Genomic DNA, 16134 nt, shown 5'->3' on the forward strand with positions numbered 1-16134 from the left:
CGATTGGCAAGCTTTGTGCATGGTAACGTCGTGGGAGCAAGGAGAAAATGGGCGTGGCGTGGCGGGAGCGCGTCCGGCGCGGCTGCTCCGTTACCGGAGTTACCGGACCGGCAGGGCGGTTTCATATTTGGTGGTGGAGAGGGCGAACTGGGACGAGGCGCCCGCCACCGAGGGATGTTTGAGCAGGGTACGCATCAGGAAATGCTCATAGTCGGCGACGTCCGACGCGACGACGCGCAGCAGATAGTCCCACTCGCCCGACATCGAATAGCATTCCATCACCTGTTCGTGCCCGCGCACGAAATGCTCGAAGGCGGCGATGGCCTCGCCCGAAAATTCCTTCATGCGGACATGGCAAAGGACGGTGACGCCCTGGCCCAGCCCGCGCGGGTCGGCGAGCCAGACAGCGCGGCGCAATATGCCCTGTTCCTGAAGCGCGCGGACGCGGCGCCAGCAGGAGGGGCCGGTGCTGCCCACCCGTTCGGCGAGGTCGGCATTGCTGAGCGTCGCGTCGCGCTGAAGCTCGGTCAGGATGCGGCGGTCGAGTGCATCGAGCGTGAGAAGATCGGTCATAAAATTTGTATATCATGAAAGATATAGTCGATCATCAGGCGTGATTTCATCATTTTGAAAAGCATTTTCAGGGATTCTTTGCGACCATCCCGGTCATGGAGAAGGACGCAGCCGATCGTCCCGCCCACGCGGCGGAGGACTGGACCATCCCGCAGGACTGGGGCCGCTATGACGCGGCCGACCATGTCATGTGGGACCGGCTGTTCGAACGGCAGGCGCACATGCTGGAAGGGCGGGTCGTCCCCGAATTTCTGGCGGGGCTCGACATATTGCGCATGGACCGGCCGGGCATTCCCGATTTCCGCGCGCTCAACGAACGGCTGATGCCGGCGACGGGGTGGCAGGTGGTCGCGGTGCCGGGGCTGGTGCCCGATCGGCTCTTCTTCGATCATCTTGCCAATCGCCGCTTTCCCGCCGGGCGTTTCATCCGCACGCCGAGCCAGGAAGATTATCTGGAGGAGCCGGACATCTTCCATGACGTGTTCGGCCATGTGCCGCTGCTCGCGAACCCGGTCTTTGCCGATTATATGCAGGCCTATGGCCGGGGCGGGCTGCGCGCGGACGGGCTGGGCGCGATCGAGAAGCTGGCGCGGCTCTATTGGTATACGGTCGAGTTCGGGCTGATCGACACTCCGCAAGGGCTGCGCCTCTATGGCGCGGGGATCGTCTCCTCCAACGCCGAATCGCATTTCGCGCTGGAAGATCCGTCGCCCAACCGGATCGGTTTCGATCTCAAGCGCATCATGCGTACCCGCTACCGGATCGACGATTTCCAGCAGAGCTATTTCGTGATCGACAGTTTCGAGCAGCTTCTGGCGCAGACGACCGGTGCCGACTTCGCGCCGCTCTATGCCGATCTGGCGGGGCTGCCCGATCTCGACACCGACGCCATCCTGCCGGGCGACCGCGTGCTGACGCGCGGCACCCAGGCCTATGCACAGAAGAAGGAAGAGGAGCTTTCATGACCGCCGATAATCCGCCCGCCAATCCTCTGGGCCTCAACGGGTTCGAGTTTGTCGAGTTCACCTCCCCCGACCCGGAGGCGATGGCGGCGCAGTTCGAACAGCTGGGCTTTACCGCGACGCACCGTCATCCGGTGAAGAACATCACCCGCTACAAGCAGGGGCGGATCAACCTGATGCTGAACCGCGACGATGCCGGCCGCGTGGCGGCGTTCCGGGGCGTGCACGGGCCGTCGGCGAGCGCCATGGCCTTTCGCGTGGCGAACCCCGAAGCGGCGCTCAAATGGGCGTTGGACAATGGCGCGAAGGCGACCGAGGAGGACGACACCGTCATCGAGGGGATTGGCGGCGCCTATCTCTATTTCATGCCGGACGGGGGCGATCCCTATGCCGACTGGGCCGAGTTTCCCGGCTGGCGGGAAAAGGAGGCGGCGAACAATGTCGGCCTCGACCTGCTCGACCATCTGACCCACAATGTCCGGCGCGGGCAGATGCGGGTGTGGAGCGAATTCTACCGCACCCTTTTCGGCTTCGAGGAGCAGAAATTCTTCGACATCAAGGGCAAGGCGACCGGCCTCACCAGCCAGGCGATGATTGCGCCGGACCGGGCGATCCGCATCCCGCTCAACGAGAGCCAGGACGACAGGAGCCAGATCGAGGAGTTCATCCGCGATTATCATGGCGAGGGCATCCAGCATCTGGCGCTGACCACCGACGACATTTACGATACGGTCGAGCGGCTGCGGGCGCGCGGCGTGCGGCTCCAGGACACGATCGAAACCTATTATGAGCTGGTCGACAAGCGCGTGCCCGGCCATGGCGAGGATCTGGAGCGGCTGAGGAAGAACCGCATCCTGATCGACGGCGATGTCGAGCGGGAGGGGATATTGTTGCAGATATTCACCGAAAACATGTTCGGGCCGATCTTCTTCGAGATCATCCAGCGCAAGGGCAATGAGGGCTTTGGCAACGGCAATTTCCAGGCGCTGTTCGAAAGCATCGAACTGGACCAGATCCGGCGCGGCGTCGTGACGGTGGATGCGTAGGCGAGGCGGCGACATGGCCTGTTCCCCCGGACCCTATCTCTCCGGCTTCGCCAATCATCATGCCAGCGAGGCGGTGGCGGGCGCGTTGCCGCAGGGGCGCAATTCGCCGCAGCAGCCCGCCTTCGGCCTCTATGCCGAGCAGCTGTCGGGCACGGCCTTCACCGCGCCGCGCGCGGAGAACCGGCGCAGCTGGCTCTACCGGATGCGGCCGAGCGCGGGGCATCCGCCGTTCCGGCCCTATGCGCGTGAGACGTTGATCCGGTCCGGGCCGTTCGAGGAAGTGCCGCCTTCGCCCAACCGGCTGCGCTGGAACCCGCTGCCCGACGCGGCGGGGGAGGGTGTGGATTTTATCGACGGGCTGGTGACGGTCGCGGGCAATGGCGACGTGGCGGCGGGCGCCGGCTGCGCCATCCATCTCTATGCCGCGAGCCGGTCGATGGTCGATCGCGCCTTCTTTTCCGCCGATGGCGAGATGCTGATCCTGCCGCAGCAGGGCGCGCTGCGCATCGTCACCGAAATGGGGGTGATGGATGTAGCGCCCTTGCAGGTGGCGCTGGTGCCGCGCGGGGTGCGTTTCCGCGTCGAACTGCCCGACGGGGCGGCGCGCGGCTATGTCTGCGAAAATCATGGCGCGCTGTTCCGCCTGCCCGAACTGGGGCCGATCGGGTCCAATGGGCTTGCCAATGCCCGCGATTTCGAGACGCCGGGCGCGGCGTTCGAGGATGTCGAGCGACGGACGGAGGTCGTGCAGAAATATATGGGGGCGCTCTGGACGAGCGCGCTGGACCATAGCCCGTTCGACGTGGTGGCGTGGCACGGCAATCTGGCGCCCTGGCGCTATGACCTGTCCCGCTTCAACGTCATGGGGACGGTGAGTTTCGACCATCCCGACCCGTCCATCTTCACCGTGCTGACCAGTCCCAGCGACACGCCCGGCACCGCAAATGCCGACTTCGTGATCTTCCCGCCGCGCTGGATGGTGGCGGAGGACAGTTTCCGGCCGCCCTGGTTTCACCGCAATATCATGAGCGAATATATGGGGCTGCTGCATGGCGCCTATGACGCCAAGGCGGGCGGCTTTGCGCCCGGCGGCGGGAGCCTGCACAATATGATGGGCGCGCATGGGCCGGACGTGGACAGCTGGCGCAAGGCAAGCATGGCGACGCTGGCGCCACAGAGGATAGAGGAGACGATGGCCTTCATGATCGAGAGCCGATACCCCCTGCGCCCGACGCGCTGGGCGATGGAGACGCCGTTGTTGCAGGATGACTATGACGATTGCTGGCAGGGTTTCCCCAAGGCGGAGCTGCCACGATGAGCTGGTGGACGATCGACGCGACGCACGCCCCCAGGCGGACCAGCTGGGTCGCGAGCGCGCAGGGCCATGGCGATTTTCCGGTGCAGAACCTGCCCTTCGGCATCTTCTCGACCGAGGGGACGTATCCGCGCGCCGGCGTGGCGATCGGCGACGCGATCCTAGACCTGGTCGCCTGCGCGGGCGAGGGCCTGCTGCCCGCCGACGTCGCGCCGCTGTGCGTGGGCGAGACGCTGAACGGGCTGATGGCGCTGCCGGCGGCGGAACGCGGGGCATTGCGGCACCGACTGAGCGACCTGCTGTCCGATCAGGCTCATCGCGCGCGGATCGAGCCGATGCTGCATGACGCGGCGGACTGCACGCTGCATCTGCCCGCGCGGATCGGCGACTACACCGACTTCTATGTCGGCATCCATCATGCCAACAATATCGGCCGCCAGTTCCGGCCCGATAATCCCCTGCTGCCCAATTATAAATATGTGCCGATCGGCTATCATGGCCGGGCCTCGTCGGTGCGGCCGTCGGGCGAGCCGCTGGTGCGCCCTTGCGGTCAGCGCAAGCCGCCGGAGGCCGACGCGCCGCTGTTCGGCCCGACGGCGCGGCTCGACTATGAGCTGGAGCTGGGCGTGTGGATCGGACCGGGCAATGATCTTGGCACGCCGATCCCGATCGCGCAGGCGGCCGACCATATCGCCGGTTTCTGCCTGCTCAACGACTGGTCCGCGCGCGATTTCCAGGCCTGGGAATATCAGCCGCTGGGGCCGTTCCTAGCCAAGAATTTCCATTCGACCATTTCTCCCTGGGTGGTGACGCCCGAAGCGCTCGCGCCATTCCGCATCGCCCAGCCGGCTCGGCCGGAGGGCGATCCCGCGCCCTTGGCCTATCTGGGCGATGCGGACGACCAGGCGCATGGCGCGCTGGGGCTGGTGCTGGAAGTGGAACTGACCAGCGCGGCGATGCGCGACGCGGGGCTGGCGCCGCTGCGCCTCAGCCGGGGGCCGGCGAGCAACATGTATTGGACGGTGCAGCAGATCGTGACGCACCACGCATCCAATGGCTGTAACCTCCAGCCGGGCGACCTGCTGGGCACCGGCACCATCTCGGCGCCGGAGCGGGCGGGCTATGGCAGCCTGATGGAGCTAAGCAGCGGCGGGCGCGAGTCGATCGCGCTGCCGACCGGCGAGACCCGGACCTTCCTGGAGGACGGGGACGAGGTGACGCTGCGCGCGCGCGGCGAAGCGGTGGGTGCGGTGCCGATCGGCTTTGGCGCGTGCCGGGCGCGGGTGCTGCCGGCGCGGTGACGGGCGTCAGGGCGCGTCGGACCAGGTGGCAAGCGCCGGTCCCAGCGCTTCCTCCAGCGGCCCCAGCCAGGGCGCGAAATTGCGCCACTGGTCGATGCCGTCGGTGAAGATGGGCTGGCGCACCTGTTCGGAGCTGGCGGTGCGGACCGCCCGCTTGTTGCGCCAGAAGGCGAGGCATTCCTCCTCGAACGGCAGGCGCAGATGGTCGAGCAGGCGCGCCACTTCCCCCGGCGTGTCGGCGACCATGCGTTCATAGAGGACGCGATGGACGCGGCCGGGCAGCGCGGCGTCGATGGCCGCCATATGGTCGACATAGGTGCGATAATAGAGGCCGATGTCGGTGAGATCGTAGGTGAAGGCCTGACCGCGCGCGAAATGCTGTTTCCAGCCCGAAAAGCAGCAACCCATCGGATGGCGGCGCGCGTCGATGATGCGCGCGTTGGGCAGGATGAGATGGATGAGGCCGACATGCTGCCAGTTGTTGGGCATCTTGTCGATGAAATGGGGCGTGCCGCTGTGGCGGTGGATGCGGGTGCGGTCGAGATATTCCTCGCCCAGGCGCAGCCGGTCGGCGGGCGAGAGCGCGGCGACCATCGCCCGGAAATTAGGAAATTCGCCTTCGTCCACGCGCGACTGGAGCCGGCTGGCGATAATCATCATCTCCGGCAGTTCCATCGTGCCTTCGACCTGGCTGTGGCTGGCGAGGATCTGTTCCACCAGCGTCGACCCGGCGCGCGGCAGGCCGACGATGAAGATCGGGTCGGCCGCGGGACATCCGCCTGCGCTTCGTTCGGCGAGGAAGGGGGCGGTGAATGTCGATGTCGCCGCCTGCACCTCGGCGGCGAAGGCGTCCGCATCGTGCAGGATCATGGCGCGGCGCAGTCGGTTGCCCCGGTCATAATGGGCGAAGGCGGCGGCGTGGGCCTTCGCATCCTCATGCGCCTTGCCCAGCGAGAAATGGAGGTGGAATATATCCTCCCGTCGGCTGGCGGCGTCCGGTTCCAACGTCGCAAGCGCGCTTTCCATCGTGGCGATGTCGTCGGCGCCGAGCGTCACCGTCTTGAGGTTGGCGAGGCTCCACCAGGGCTCCCCCATGGTCGGCTGATGCGTCACGGCCTGCCGGTAGGCGTGGATGGCGTCGGCCTGGCGTCCCAGCGTCTTGAGCGCATGGCCCAGATTCTGCCAGACCTGCGGCTGGTCGGGCTTTTGCGCCAGCAGCCTTTCATAGAGGGCGCAGGCGCCCTCCTGATCGCCGAGGCGCACCAGCACGGACGCCTTGATGAGGTCGTAGCCCGGATGCCTGAGCGGGGATTGGGTCAGTATGTCGGCATGGGCTAGCGCTTCGGGCAGGCGGTTGTTCTGGAGCAGCAGGCGGATCAGGAAATCGCGCGCCAGATCGAAGCCGGGGGCGAGGGTCACGGCGCGTTCGACCAGCGCGAGCGCCTGGTTCATGTCGCCGCGCCGCCACTGGATTTCGCCGCCGAGGCGGATGGCGGGGGGATCGTCGCGCCCGGCCAGCCGGGCTTCGGCGTCGTCAAGGCGGCCTTCATTCATCGCCATCGCCGCTTCGAGCAGGGTTGGGTCGCGCGAGGCGGCATGGACGCCCGACAGGTCCGCGCGCCACGCCTGCTCGTCGCGGCCGGCCTTGCGCAGTTGGGCGGCAAGCAGGAACCAGCCGCCAGCCACGCCCGGCTGCTGGCGCGCCAGTTCTTCCAGCGCGGCGATGGCGCCGCCGGTGTCGCCTGCTTCGCTGGCGGCCTGCGCCAGTTCCCACAGGATGGCGGGCACGCGCGGCTGGCGGCGGGCGAGAGTGGCGAGGCGCGCGAGTGCGACCTGTGGTTGACCGAGGCGTCGCAGCGCCTGGCCGGCGATGAGTTCCGCCGGCGGCAGGCCTCGGGCCTGGCGCAGGATCGCTTCGGCCTCCTCCAGCGCGCCGGCCGGGTCGGTGTCGAGCCGCCGCGCCGCACTGGCGAGCGCCCGGTCCAGCGGAAGGGGCCGGGTGGCAAGGCCGGCGGCGCGCGGAGCAACATCCATATGGCTGTCCTATTTCCTTTCGTGAACGCACAATGACCGGCATTGTGCGACTGCGCAATGATGATCCGGAAATCTGTGTAACGAAGGAGTAACTAAGCTGTTGACTCCTGCTTTCGTTGTCGCATTATCAAAGCTGGACAACCGTCCTGAATGACCGAAGTCCAAGGGGTAGTTGCATTTATCGAGGATGCCGCATGGGTCCGCGGCAGGCTCCGGGCCGATTGCAGGTTCCGGTCGCGGAGTTGTGTGTGCTTGCGAAGGTCAAGGTCGCATGTGCCCGTCCGGGCATGATGCAACGCGTCATAACAACACGGGCGAACCGTGGACGGGGAGAGGAAAACGGGAGGCTCGTTTCTACAGGGGGAGTCGAACAGAATGAAAAGCCAGTCTCATCGCCGGTCGCATTTGATGAAGATACTGGGCGTGACCACCATCCTGGCGGGGCTTGGTTCCCCCGGCATGGCCCTTTCCGCCGAAGCGGCCGATCAGGCGGCCGTCGATCCGGCCATATCGACGCCCGGCGACGAGCAGGGCCTGGGCGAGATCGTGGTGACCGCGACGCGCAGCGCGCAGAGCATCCAGAAGGTGCCGATCTCCATGCAGGCGCTGGGCGCGGAAAAGCTGGCGGAACGGCAGGTCAAGGGGCTGAGCGATTTCGCCGCGCTGCTGCCGTCGGTGTCGTTCGAGGGCATCGGACCGGGTCGCAACACCGCTTTCTTCCGCGGCATCGTACCGGCGGGCGGCGCCTATGCCTCGGTCGGCTATTATCTGGACGACATCCCCATCACCGGCACCGAAGTGCCCGATATCCATGCCTATGACATGGAGCGTGTCGAGGCGCTGTCCGGGCCGCAGGGTACGCTCTATGGCGCCGGATCGCTGGCCGGTACCATCCGCCTGATCACCAACAAGCCGACGCTGGACAAGTTCGAGTTCGGCTATGACGTCGAAGCCAATAAATATGGCAAGGGCGATTTCGGTGGGCAGCTGGAATCCTTCGTCAACGTGCCGTTGAGCGACACGCTGGCGGTGCGCGCCATGGGCTATTATCGGCGCGAAGGCGGTTATATCGACAACACGCCCAACAACGGCCTGCTCAACGACGGGTCGCCGGCGGTCTATAATCTGGGCGACAACAACCCCAACACCTTCCTCAATCTCGACAATAGCGACATCGCCAAGGACGATTACAACACGATCAGGGAATTTGGCGGGCGGCTGCAACTCTTGTGGGAGCCGGTCGACGGCTGGTCGTTCAACCCGTCGATCACCGCGCAAAAGCAGGTGGCGCGCGGCTATTTCGGCTATGACCCGCGCGTCGGCGACCTGGAAGTCCATGACTATGACCAGACCAAGAATGACGACCGCTGGTATCAGGCGGCGATGAGCATCCACGGGCATATCGGCGACTGGGAGGTCGTTTCGGCGACCGGCTATTTCAAGCGCCGGACGCGCACGCTCAACGACTATACCTATTACACCGTCACCTATGACGGGTTCGGGCCGGGCTATGAAAGCTATCTGCAATTTTTCGACAATTGCACCGGGTCGGGCGCGTCGCAGCAATGTTCGCTGATCGACCCGACGCAATATTATCATGCCGACACGCACCGCGACAAGTTCACCCAGGAATTGCGGATCAGCACGCCCAAGGACTGGCCTTTCGACGTGACTATCGGCGGTTTCTACCAGCGGCAGAAGAATGAGCTGAACACCTATTATGCCATTCGCGGGCTGGACACGATCACCGGCTACACCGCGACCGGGGGCGGCGATGTTCCCGGCGGACTGATCGGCGTGCCGGCCATGTACGGCATCGCCTATGATGACGACGGCAATCCCTATTTCGACACCAGCGACGTCATCAATCCGAACGGCAATCCGCTCGGCACGATGTTGCTGGGAACGCAGGCGGTGAAGAGCGACGGCTTCTACATCGTCGAGCAGGACCAGCTCTATCATGACAAGGCGGTCTTCGCCGAAGGCCATTACAACATCACCCCGGCGCTGAAGCTGACCGGCGGCATCCGCTATTTCTGGACCGACTATAAGGTGAAGGGCTTTGCCGGCGTAGCGGGATCGGCGGCGGGCGTGGGCTGCACGACGCCGCTGTCGGCCACGCAGCGCCTGACCTGCCTCAACACCAACGTCAACGCCGCCGATGGAGCCGGGCGATACAAGGAGGATGGCGAAACCCACAAGGTCGCGCTTGACTGGCAGTTCCAGCCCGACAAGATGGTCTATTTCAACTATTCGACCGGCTTCCGCCCCGGCGGCTACAACCGTCCGCTGCGCATCCGCAGCCTTGGCAGGATCGTCGACGTGGCGCCGTTCGAGTCCGAGACGCTGACCAATTTCGAACTGGGCGTGAAGACGACCTGGAACAACGTCTTCCGGTTCAATGCCGCCGTCTATTACGAGAAATGGAACAATATCCAGTATAGCGTGGTGGTCGCGGGCGCGCAGGGTGCGGGCATGACCGGCAATGCCGGCAAGGCCGTGGTCAAGGGCATCGAATATGACGCCGACCTGAAGCTCGGCCGCTTCACCATATCGACATCGGGCGCCTATAATGATGGCAAGCTGAAGGGCGATTTCTGCAATTTCGCGCTCAACGCCGCAGGAACCGCGATCAGTCAGCTGACCAGTTGCGCGCCCGGCGTCGATGTCGGCGCGAACCCGCCGATCCCGTCCGTCGCTGCCGATGACGGAACGCGCCTGCCGCGTCAGCCCAAATTCAAGGGCACGACCTCGGTCCGCTATGACACGGATTTCGGCGACTATCGGGCCTTTCTGCAGGGCGCCGCCCTCTACCAGACGGGAGCGACGCAGGATCTGAATGTCGACAGCAACGCCTTGCTGGGCAACACCAAGGGTTTCGTCAGCTTCGACTTTTCCGGCGGCCTCAAGAAGGACAATTGGAGCCTGACCCTGTTCCTGCAAAACGCCTTCGACAAGCGCGGGCAGCTGACCAAAAACACCTTCTGCTCGATCGACTTCTGCGCGGGATCGTCACGCACCTTCACGATCCGGCCGCAATTTTTCGGCATCCGCTTCGGCCAGAAATTCTGAGCCTGGAGCACGGACGACGATGCGCCGCCCGGTCGAGAGGCCCGGCGGCGGTCGGCTTTCCGGGGGCGTGAGAGCGGGGCGCGTCTGATGTTGCCCACTGGCCCGGCCGATTGTCGACGAGGTCATGCGAACGGAAATCCGATCCGGCAGCGGCCAGAAGTGCCCCTGTAATATCAAGGCGCATCAATCAGAACCCATGGCCCATTGTCGCGGTCCAAGGGACATGATGCGCCGGGGCTGCTCGGCGAGCGTCTGCCATGAGCGGGGAAGCCGATCGAGCCGGGCTCAAGGCAAGGGATGATGAAAGGCTTGAATCCAGCGCGCCTCTACCGTCCGAACTTCTTCTGCACCTTGCCGTATCGCAGCTTCCGCGTGCCCGGCTTGCCCTCGGTCGCGCGGCCGCGTGGGGCGGCCACCTGCTGCTCCGCCGGCAGGCCCAGTTCCTCCGCCTCCAGCTTGCGGATCTCGTCCCGGATGCGGCCGGCTTCCTCGAACTCCAGGTCGGCGGCGGCGGCGCGCATCTTCTTTTCCAGATCCTCGATATAGGCGCGCAGATTGTGGCCGACGAGGTGGGGGCGATCCTCCAGCCCGGTGTCGACCGTCACCTGATCCTTGGACGCGACATGGGCGATGATGTCGCCGATGTTGCGCTTGATCGTGGTCGGCGTGATGCCATGTTCGCGGTTATAGGCTTCCTGCTTCTCGCGGCGGCGGCTGGTTTCGTTGAGCGCCCGCTCCATGCTGCCGGTGATTCGGTCGGCATAGAGGATCACGCGCCCCTCGACGTTGCGGGCCGCGCGGCCGATCGTCTGGATCAGCGAGGTTTCGGAGCGCAGGAAGCCTTCCTTGTCCGCGTCCAGGATCGCCACCAGCCCGCATTCGGGAATGTCCAGCCCCTCGCGCAGCAGGTTGATGCCGATCAGCACGTCATAGACGCCGAGCCGGAGGTCGCGGATCAGCTCGATGCGCTCCAGCGTCTCGACGTCGCTGTGCATGTAGCGGACCTTGATCCCGGCCTCGTGCATGAATTCGGTGAGGTCTTCGGCCATGCGCTTGGTCAGCGTGGTGACGAGCGTGCGATAGCCCTGCGCGGCGACCTTGCGACATTCGTTGATGAGGTCGTCCACCTGGTCCTCGACCGGCTTGATCTCGACCGGCGGGTCGATGAGTCCGGTGGGACGGATCACCTGCTCGCTGAACACGCCGCCGGTCTGCTCCATTTCCCACGGGCCGGGGGTCGCGGAGACGCTGACCGTCTGCGGCCGCATCGCGTCCCATTCGTTGAAGCGCAGCGGGCGGTTGTCGATGCAACTGGGCAGGCGAAAGCCATATTCGGCCAGCGTGATCTTGCGCCGATGGTCGCCGCGCGCCATCGCGCCGATCTGCGGCACGGTCTGGTGGCTTTCGTCCACGAACAGCACGGCATTTTCAGGGAGATATTCGAACAGGGTCGGCGGCGGCTCGCCGGGCAGGCGGCCGGTCAGAAAACGACTGTAATTCTCGATCCCTGCGCAGCTTCCCGTCGCGGCGATCATCTCCAGGTCGAAATTGGTGCGCTGCTCCAGCCGCTGCGCCTCCAGCAGCTTGCCCTCCGCCACCAATTCCTTGAGCCGTTCGGCCAGTTCATGGCGGATCGCCTCCATCGCCTGCTTGAGCGTCGGGCCGGGGGTGACATGGTGGCTGTTGGGAAAGACTTTCACATAGTCGAGGCTGGCGACCTTCCTGCCGGTCAGGGGATCGAATTCGACGATCTCCTCTATCTCGTTGCCGAAGAAGCTGACACGCCAGGCGGTATCCTCATAGTGGGACGGGAAAATCTCCAGATTGTCGCCCTTCACGCGGAAATTGCCGCGCGCGAAGCCCGCGTCATTGCGCTTATACTGGAGGGCCACCAGCTTGCGGATGATCTCGCGCTGGTCCTCGATCCCGCCCTTCTTCATCGAGAAGGTCATCGCCGAATAGGTTTCGACCGATCCGATACCGTAGAGGCAGGAGACCGACGCCACGATGATGACATCGTCCCGCTCCAGCAACGCGCGGGTGGCGGAATGGCGCATCCGGTCGATGCTCTCGTTAACGCTCGATTCCTTCTCGATATAGGTGTCGGAGCGCGGCACATAGGCTTCGGGCTGGTAATAATCGTAATAGCTGACGAAATATTCGACCGCATTGTCGGGGAAGAAGCTCTTGAACTCCCCATAGAGCTGCGCCGCGAGGATCTTGTTGGGCGCCAGGATCAGCGCAGGGCGCTGCAACGCCTCGATCACCTTGGCCATGGTGAAGGTCTTGCCGGAGCCGGTGACGCCGAGCAGCACCTGGTCCTTCTCCCCCGCCAGCGCCTGTTCGACCAGTTCGGGGATCGCGGTGCGCTGGTCCCCCGACGGCTCATAATCGCTGACCAGGGTGAAGGGCCGGCCACCCTCGCTTTTTTCAGGGCGGGCGGGGCGATGGGGCACGAAGCCTGCGCCGGTTTCCGGTTCATCGAGCGTGGTGCGGATCTGAATCGACATGGGGGCGAATATGGGGTCTTTGGCGGGCGACGCAATCCGCGTCGCGATGGTCAGGGTTTCAGTTCGAACGCGCCCCTGGGCGGTGGCGGATAGACGACCGGCTTGTCGCCGAAGCGCGCGCGCAGGGCGGCCTGGCGGCGTTCAGTCATCGACCACTTCCACGTCAACTTCGTCGGGATATTCGAAGATGGCGTCGCACTTGTTGTCTTTGACGTCATATTCCATGATCGACCAGCGCTTGATCCCACCTTCCCCGGACTCGGCGTGCCACGCATCCCGGAGAAGATTCGCAAGCTCTTCGCTGTCCCGTATGGAACGAACCACATCGCCTGCATCCTTGAAGACGCTCGTATCGATCCACCGGTCGCCGATCTCGACATAGAGAAAGACGCCATCAGGATCGCCGCCGACGATGTGGGCAGTTCTCCCCCGATGTCGTTGAGCAGTAGCCCCAGCAAATCAAAGCCCCAAAGTTTCACGACACCGATAACAGTCTAATAAGAACAAATAAAGAACATTTGCCGCATGTGTCCCATGTCATTGAACCGGCGCGCGACGCTGTTATGGTCGGGTCCGGTCAGGGATGCAGGGAGGGATGATCATGCGCCGGACAGTCTTGATGCTCGCGGTTCTGACGGGCGCGCTGGCCGCCTGTGGTGACAAGCCCGGCGACAAGCCGGGGGACATCGCCGCCACCGACGCCATGAGCAAGGCGGAGGTGAAGGCGCAGGTCGACAAGGTCCAGCTCAGGCCCGGCCAGTGGGAAGGCCGCTTCACCATCCAGGATATCGACCTGTCCGCCATGCCCGGCGCGCCGGCGGGGATGAAGGAGCAGATGAAGAGCATGATGAGCCAGACCTCGCTCAAATATTGCGTGACGCCCGAGGAGGCCGCCAATCCGGGGGGTGAGATGTTCTCCGGCCAGGAGAACAGGAATTGCACCTATGGCGGGTTCGAGGCGAAGGACGGCGCGGTCAAGGGACAGGTGTCGTGCAAGTCGGAGGGCGGCACGATGAACGCCACCATGTCGGGCCGCTATGCGCCCGAACACTATAGCATGGACATGGACATGAAGATGGCGGGCGGTCCCCAGGGCATGACCATGGCGATGACCGCGCGGTCGGAGGGCAAGTGGATCGGGCCGGAGTGCCCGCCGGGCAGTGAGACCTGACGCGTCGGAGCGCTGCTGGCTCTGCGACCGGCCGATGGGCCGCCGGGTCGAGTGGCATCATCCGCTGCCCCGGAGCCGGGGCGGGCGCGACGTGGTGCCGCTGCACCCGATCTGCCACCGCACCATCCATGCGACGCTGGCCAATGCCGAACTGGCGCGGAGCTATACCGACCGGCAGGCGTTGCGCGCGCACCCGGTCATCGCCCGCTTCCTTGCCTGGGTCGGGGGCAAGCCGCCCGATTTCCACGCACCCACCCGGCCCCGGCGATGATGGGGGGCGGGTTGCGCCGATTCCCCCTTGCGCTTTGCGGGCGAGGCGTAGAGCCTGCACCCGTTCCGTGACGAGAACACAGGGAGAGGATATGCGAATGACTGTGCAGGCGGCCTTGCCGCTGGCGTTGACCCTTGGCCTGGCCGCCTGCGGCAGTGATCCCGCGCCCGCGCCCGAGGCCGAGGAGGCGCCCGTCGTCATGCAGGCGGGGCAATGGGCGCTGACCCGCAAGACCACCGGCTATAATACCCCCACCGTCACCCCGGCCGAATATCAGGAAGCGCTGAAGCAGGTCAGCGAGGACAAGCTGTGCATCGCCGTGGACAAGGACGGCCTGCCCGACCCCAACGCCCTCGCCGGCGCGGAAGGGACGGAATGCACTTACAAGGACAAGATGGCGCGCAAGGGTCGGTTGATCGCCACGCTGAGCTGCAAGGCCGGGGCGGGCACCTCAGAAATCGCGGTAGAGGGCAATTATACCGCCGACATGCTGACGCTCGGATCGACGATGACGAAGACCGAGAGTGGACAGCCGGTGCTGCGCACCACCCATGACCTGACTGGCCGTCGGGTCGGCGACTGCCCCTCGCCCTCCTGACCGGCCGCGTCACTCCAGCGCGCGGATCGCCCGCTCGTCGCATTTTCTGCGCCCCGGCACGACCGGGCTGACGGTCGGGACCAGCAGCGACTGCCCGATCCGCAGGGGGGCGAAGCGCCGCCGCTCTATCCCCTCGCAGCGCAGCGCCAGCTCCAGCATCCGGGGCGGCGTGTCCCATTGTTCGTAGGAGAGGCGGAACGTGCCCCAATGGATGGGGATGGCGGTCGATGCGCCCAGACGCCGGAACAGCTCCACCGCCTGCATCGGACCGAGATGGGCGTCCGACTGCATCTGCCCTTTCCAGAAGCGGAAGGCGCCGATCGGGATCAGCGCCAAGCGGATCGGGCCGATCCGCCGGGCCTCATAGGGCCAGCCCATGTCGCCCGCGCCGGTGTCGCCGGCGAAGAAGATGTTGCCCGCGCGCGTTTCGATGACGAAGCTGGACCAGAGCGCGCGGTTGCGGTCGGCGCCCCAGCGGCTGCTCCAGTGATGGTTGCGGGTCACATGGACGCGATAGTCGGGGCAATGTTCATAATGACCGCACTGGATGACGGCATCGGGCGCCAGCCCGTTGAGCGCCGCGCCGCTGACCGACTGGCCCCAGTCGAGCGCGGTCGCGGGGATGCCCTCCCGCTTCAATATCGCCTCGTTGCCCAGGCTGGTGACGATCTTCGGCCGGTCCCGATCCCACAGCCGTTTCAGCGTGGGCAGGTCCATATGGTCGTAATGATTGTGGCTGATGATGACCAGGTCGATGCGGGGCAGGTCGTCGAAACGGATGCCCGGCCGCGCGATCCGTTTCGGCCCGATCGGCGGAAAGGGGCTGGCATGATCGGACCAGATCGGATCGGTCAGGATGTTGAGCCCGGCCGCCTGCACCAGCACCGTCGCATGGCCGACCCAGGTCGCCACCATGCCGCGCGGCGCGGCGAAGGGGGCGGGGCGGCTGGGCTTGACGGCGATGGCGACGGGCCAGGGCGGCCGGTCGTCCGCGCCCAGCAGCCAGCGGAAGAGGAAGCCCTGCCGGCTGGTGCCGGGCGGCGCGGGCGTTTCGATCGCGCCGTCGGGGTTGAAGAAATGAGCGCCGTCATAATGGCGGCTGACCGGCCCGTCATGATAGATGCGGTCCAGAAAGGGCGGAACGAGCGTGATCGCCAGGCAGAGCGCGATGACCAGGAACAGCAGCCCGATGCCCGCGCCTCTGATGATGCTGATGAGGCGGTTCATGCTGCTCCCTGCGATCCGTGCAGCAGCGACATAGCGCAAGGCGCCGGCAGGACA

13 protein-coding genes are annotated in these 16134 nt (G+C 65.3%); 8 read left to right on the plus strand and 5 right to left on the minus strand.

Going from position 1 to position 16134, the window contains the following annotated elements:
- Positions 1–99: 99 nt before the first annotated feature.
- Positions 100–573, minus strand: coding sequence for an Lrp/AsnC family transcriptional regulator (locus tag K3M67_RS00230; protein ID WP_066864402.1), 474 nt, complete (start codon positions 571–573; stop codon positions 100–102).
- A 95-nt stretch (positions 574–668) separates the two neighbouring features.
- Between K3M67_RS00230 and phhA the strand changes: the two genes are divergently transcribed.
- Genes phhA through fahA form a run of 4 tightly spaced genes read left to right on the plus strand, consistent with a single transcriptional unit; the run spans position 669 to position 5197 of the window.
- Positions 669–1538 (plus strand): phenylalanine 4-monooxygenase, encoded by an 870-nt coding sequence (gene phhA / locus K3M67_RS00235; RefSeq protein ID WP_285831967.1) that lies wholly within the window; start codon positions 669–671, stop codon positions 1536–1538.
- On the plus strand, positions 1535–2581 hold the full coding sequence (gene hppD, locus K3M67_RS00240) for a 4-hydroxyphenylpyruvate dioxygenase (RefSeq protein WP_066864396.1): 1047 nt from the start codon (positions 1535–1537) through the stop codon (positions 2579–2581). The genes phhA and hppD overlap by 4 nt, the downstream gene beginning before the upstream one ends.
- Before the next feature lie 13 nt (positions 2582–2594).
- Positions 2595–3899, plus strand: a complete 1305-nt coding sequence (gene hmgA / locus K3M67_RS00245; RefSeq protein ID WP_285831968.1) for a homogentisate 1,2-dioxygenase — start codon at positions 2595–2597, stop codon at positions 3897–3899.
- Positions 3896–5197 (plus strand): fumarylacetoacetase, encoded by a 1302-nt coding sequence (gene fahA, locus K3M67_RS00250; RefSeq protein ID WP_285831969.1) that lies wholly within the window; start codon positions 3896–3898, stop codon positions 5195–5197. The genes hmgA and fahA overlap by 4 nt, the downstream gene beginning before the upstream one ends.
- Positions 5198–5203: 6 nt before the next feature.
- On the opposite strand, the gene K3M67_RS00255 is transcribed toward fahA, so the two are convergent.
- Entirely contained in the window at positions 5204–7231 is a 2028-nt protein-coding gene (locus tag K3M67_RS00255; protein ID WP_285831970.1) for a tetratricopeptide repeat-containing sulfotransferase family protein, read from the minus strand.
- Positions 7232–7639: 408 nt separating this feature from the next.
- Between K3M67_RS00255 and K3M67_RS00260 the strand changes: the two genes are divergently transcribed.
- Complete coding sequence (locus K3M67_RS00260; protein WP_285832959.1) at positions 7640–10303, plus strand: TonB-dependent receptor; 2664 nt, start codon at positions 7640–7642, stop codon at positions 10301–10303.
- A gap of 326 nt (positions 10304–10629) precedes the next feature.
- Here K3M67_RS00260 and uvrB read toward each other — a convergent pair whose 3' ends face one another.
- On the minus strand, positions 10630–12813 hold the full coding sequence (uvrB, locus tag K3M67_RS00265) for an excinuclease ABC subunit UvrB (RefSeq protein ID WP_066864382.1): 2184 nt from the start codon (positions 12811–12813) through the stop codon (positions 10630–10632).
- Positions 12814–12954: 141 nt separating this feature from the next.
- Complete coding sequence (locus K3M67_RS21915) at positions 12955–13137, minus strand: hypothetical protein (RefSeq protein WP_353051161.1); 183 nt, start codon at positions 13135–13137, stop codon at positions 12955–12957.
- 277 nt (positions 13138–13414) lie between these two features.
- Between K3M67_RS21915 and K3M67_RS00275 the strand changes: the two genes are divergently transcribed.
- The 3 genes from K3M67_RS00275 (at position 13415) to K3M67_RS00285 (ending at position 14853) form a co-directional block, all read left to right on the plus strand.
- A complete protein-coding gene (locus K3M67_RS00275; protein ID WP_285831971.1) occupies positions 13415–13984 on the plus strand; it encodes a DUF3617 domain-containing protein in 570 nt (189 codons plus the stop codon).
- Positions 13985–14018: 34 nt separating this feature from the next.
- The gene (locus tag K3M67_RS00280; RefSeq protein WP_066864379.1) at positions 14019–14255 is read left to right on the plus strand and encodes an HNH endonuclease; all 237 of its coding nucleotides are present in this window, start codon (positions 14019–14021) and stop codon (positions 14253–14255) included.
- A 91-nt stretch (positions 14256–14346) separates the two neighbouring features.
- Entirely contained in the window at positions 14347–14853 is a 507-nt protein-coding gene (locus tag K3M67_RS00285) for a DUF3617 domain-containing protein (protein WP_285831972.1), read from the plus strand.
- A 9-nt stretch (positions 14854–14862) separates the two neighbouring features.
- On the opposite strand, the gene K3M67_RS00290 is transcribed toward K3M67_RS00285, so the two are convergent.
- The gene (locus tag K3M67_RS00290; protein ID WP_285831973.1) at positions 14863–16080 is read right to left on the minus strand and encodes an MBL fold metallo-hydrolase; all 1218 of its coding nucleotides are present in this window, start codon (positions 16078–16080) and stop codon (positions 14863–14865) included.
- Between the last annotated feature and the right edge of the window lie 54 nt (positions 16081–16134).

It is taken from the genome of Sphingobium sp. V4, assembly GCF_029590555.1.
Taxonomy (GTDB): Bacteria; Pseudomonadota; Alphaproteobacteria; order Sphingomonadales; family Sphingomonadaceae; genus Sphingobium.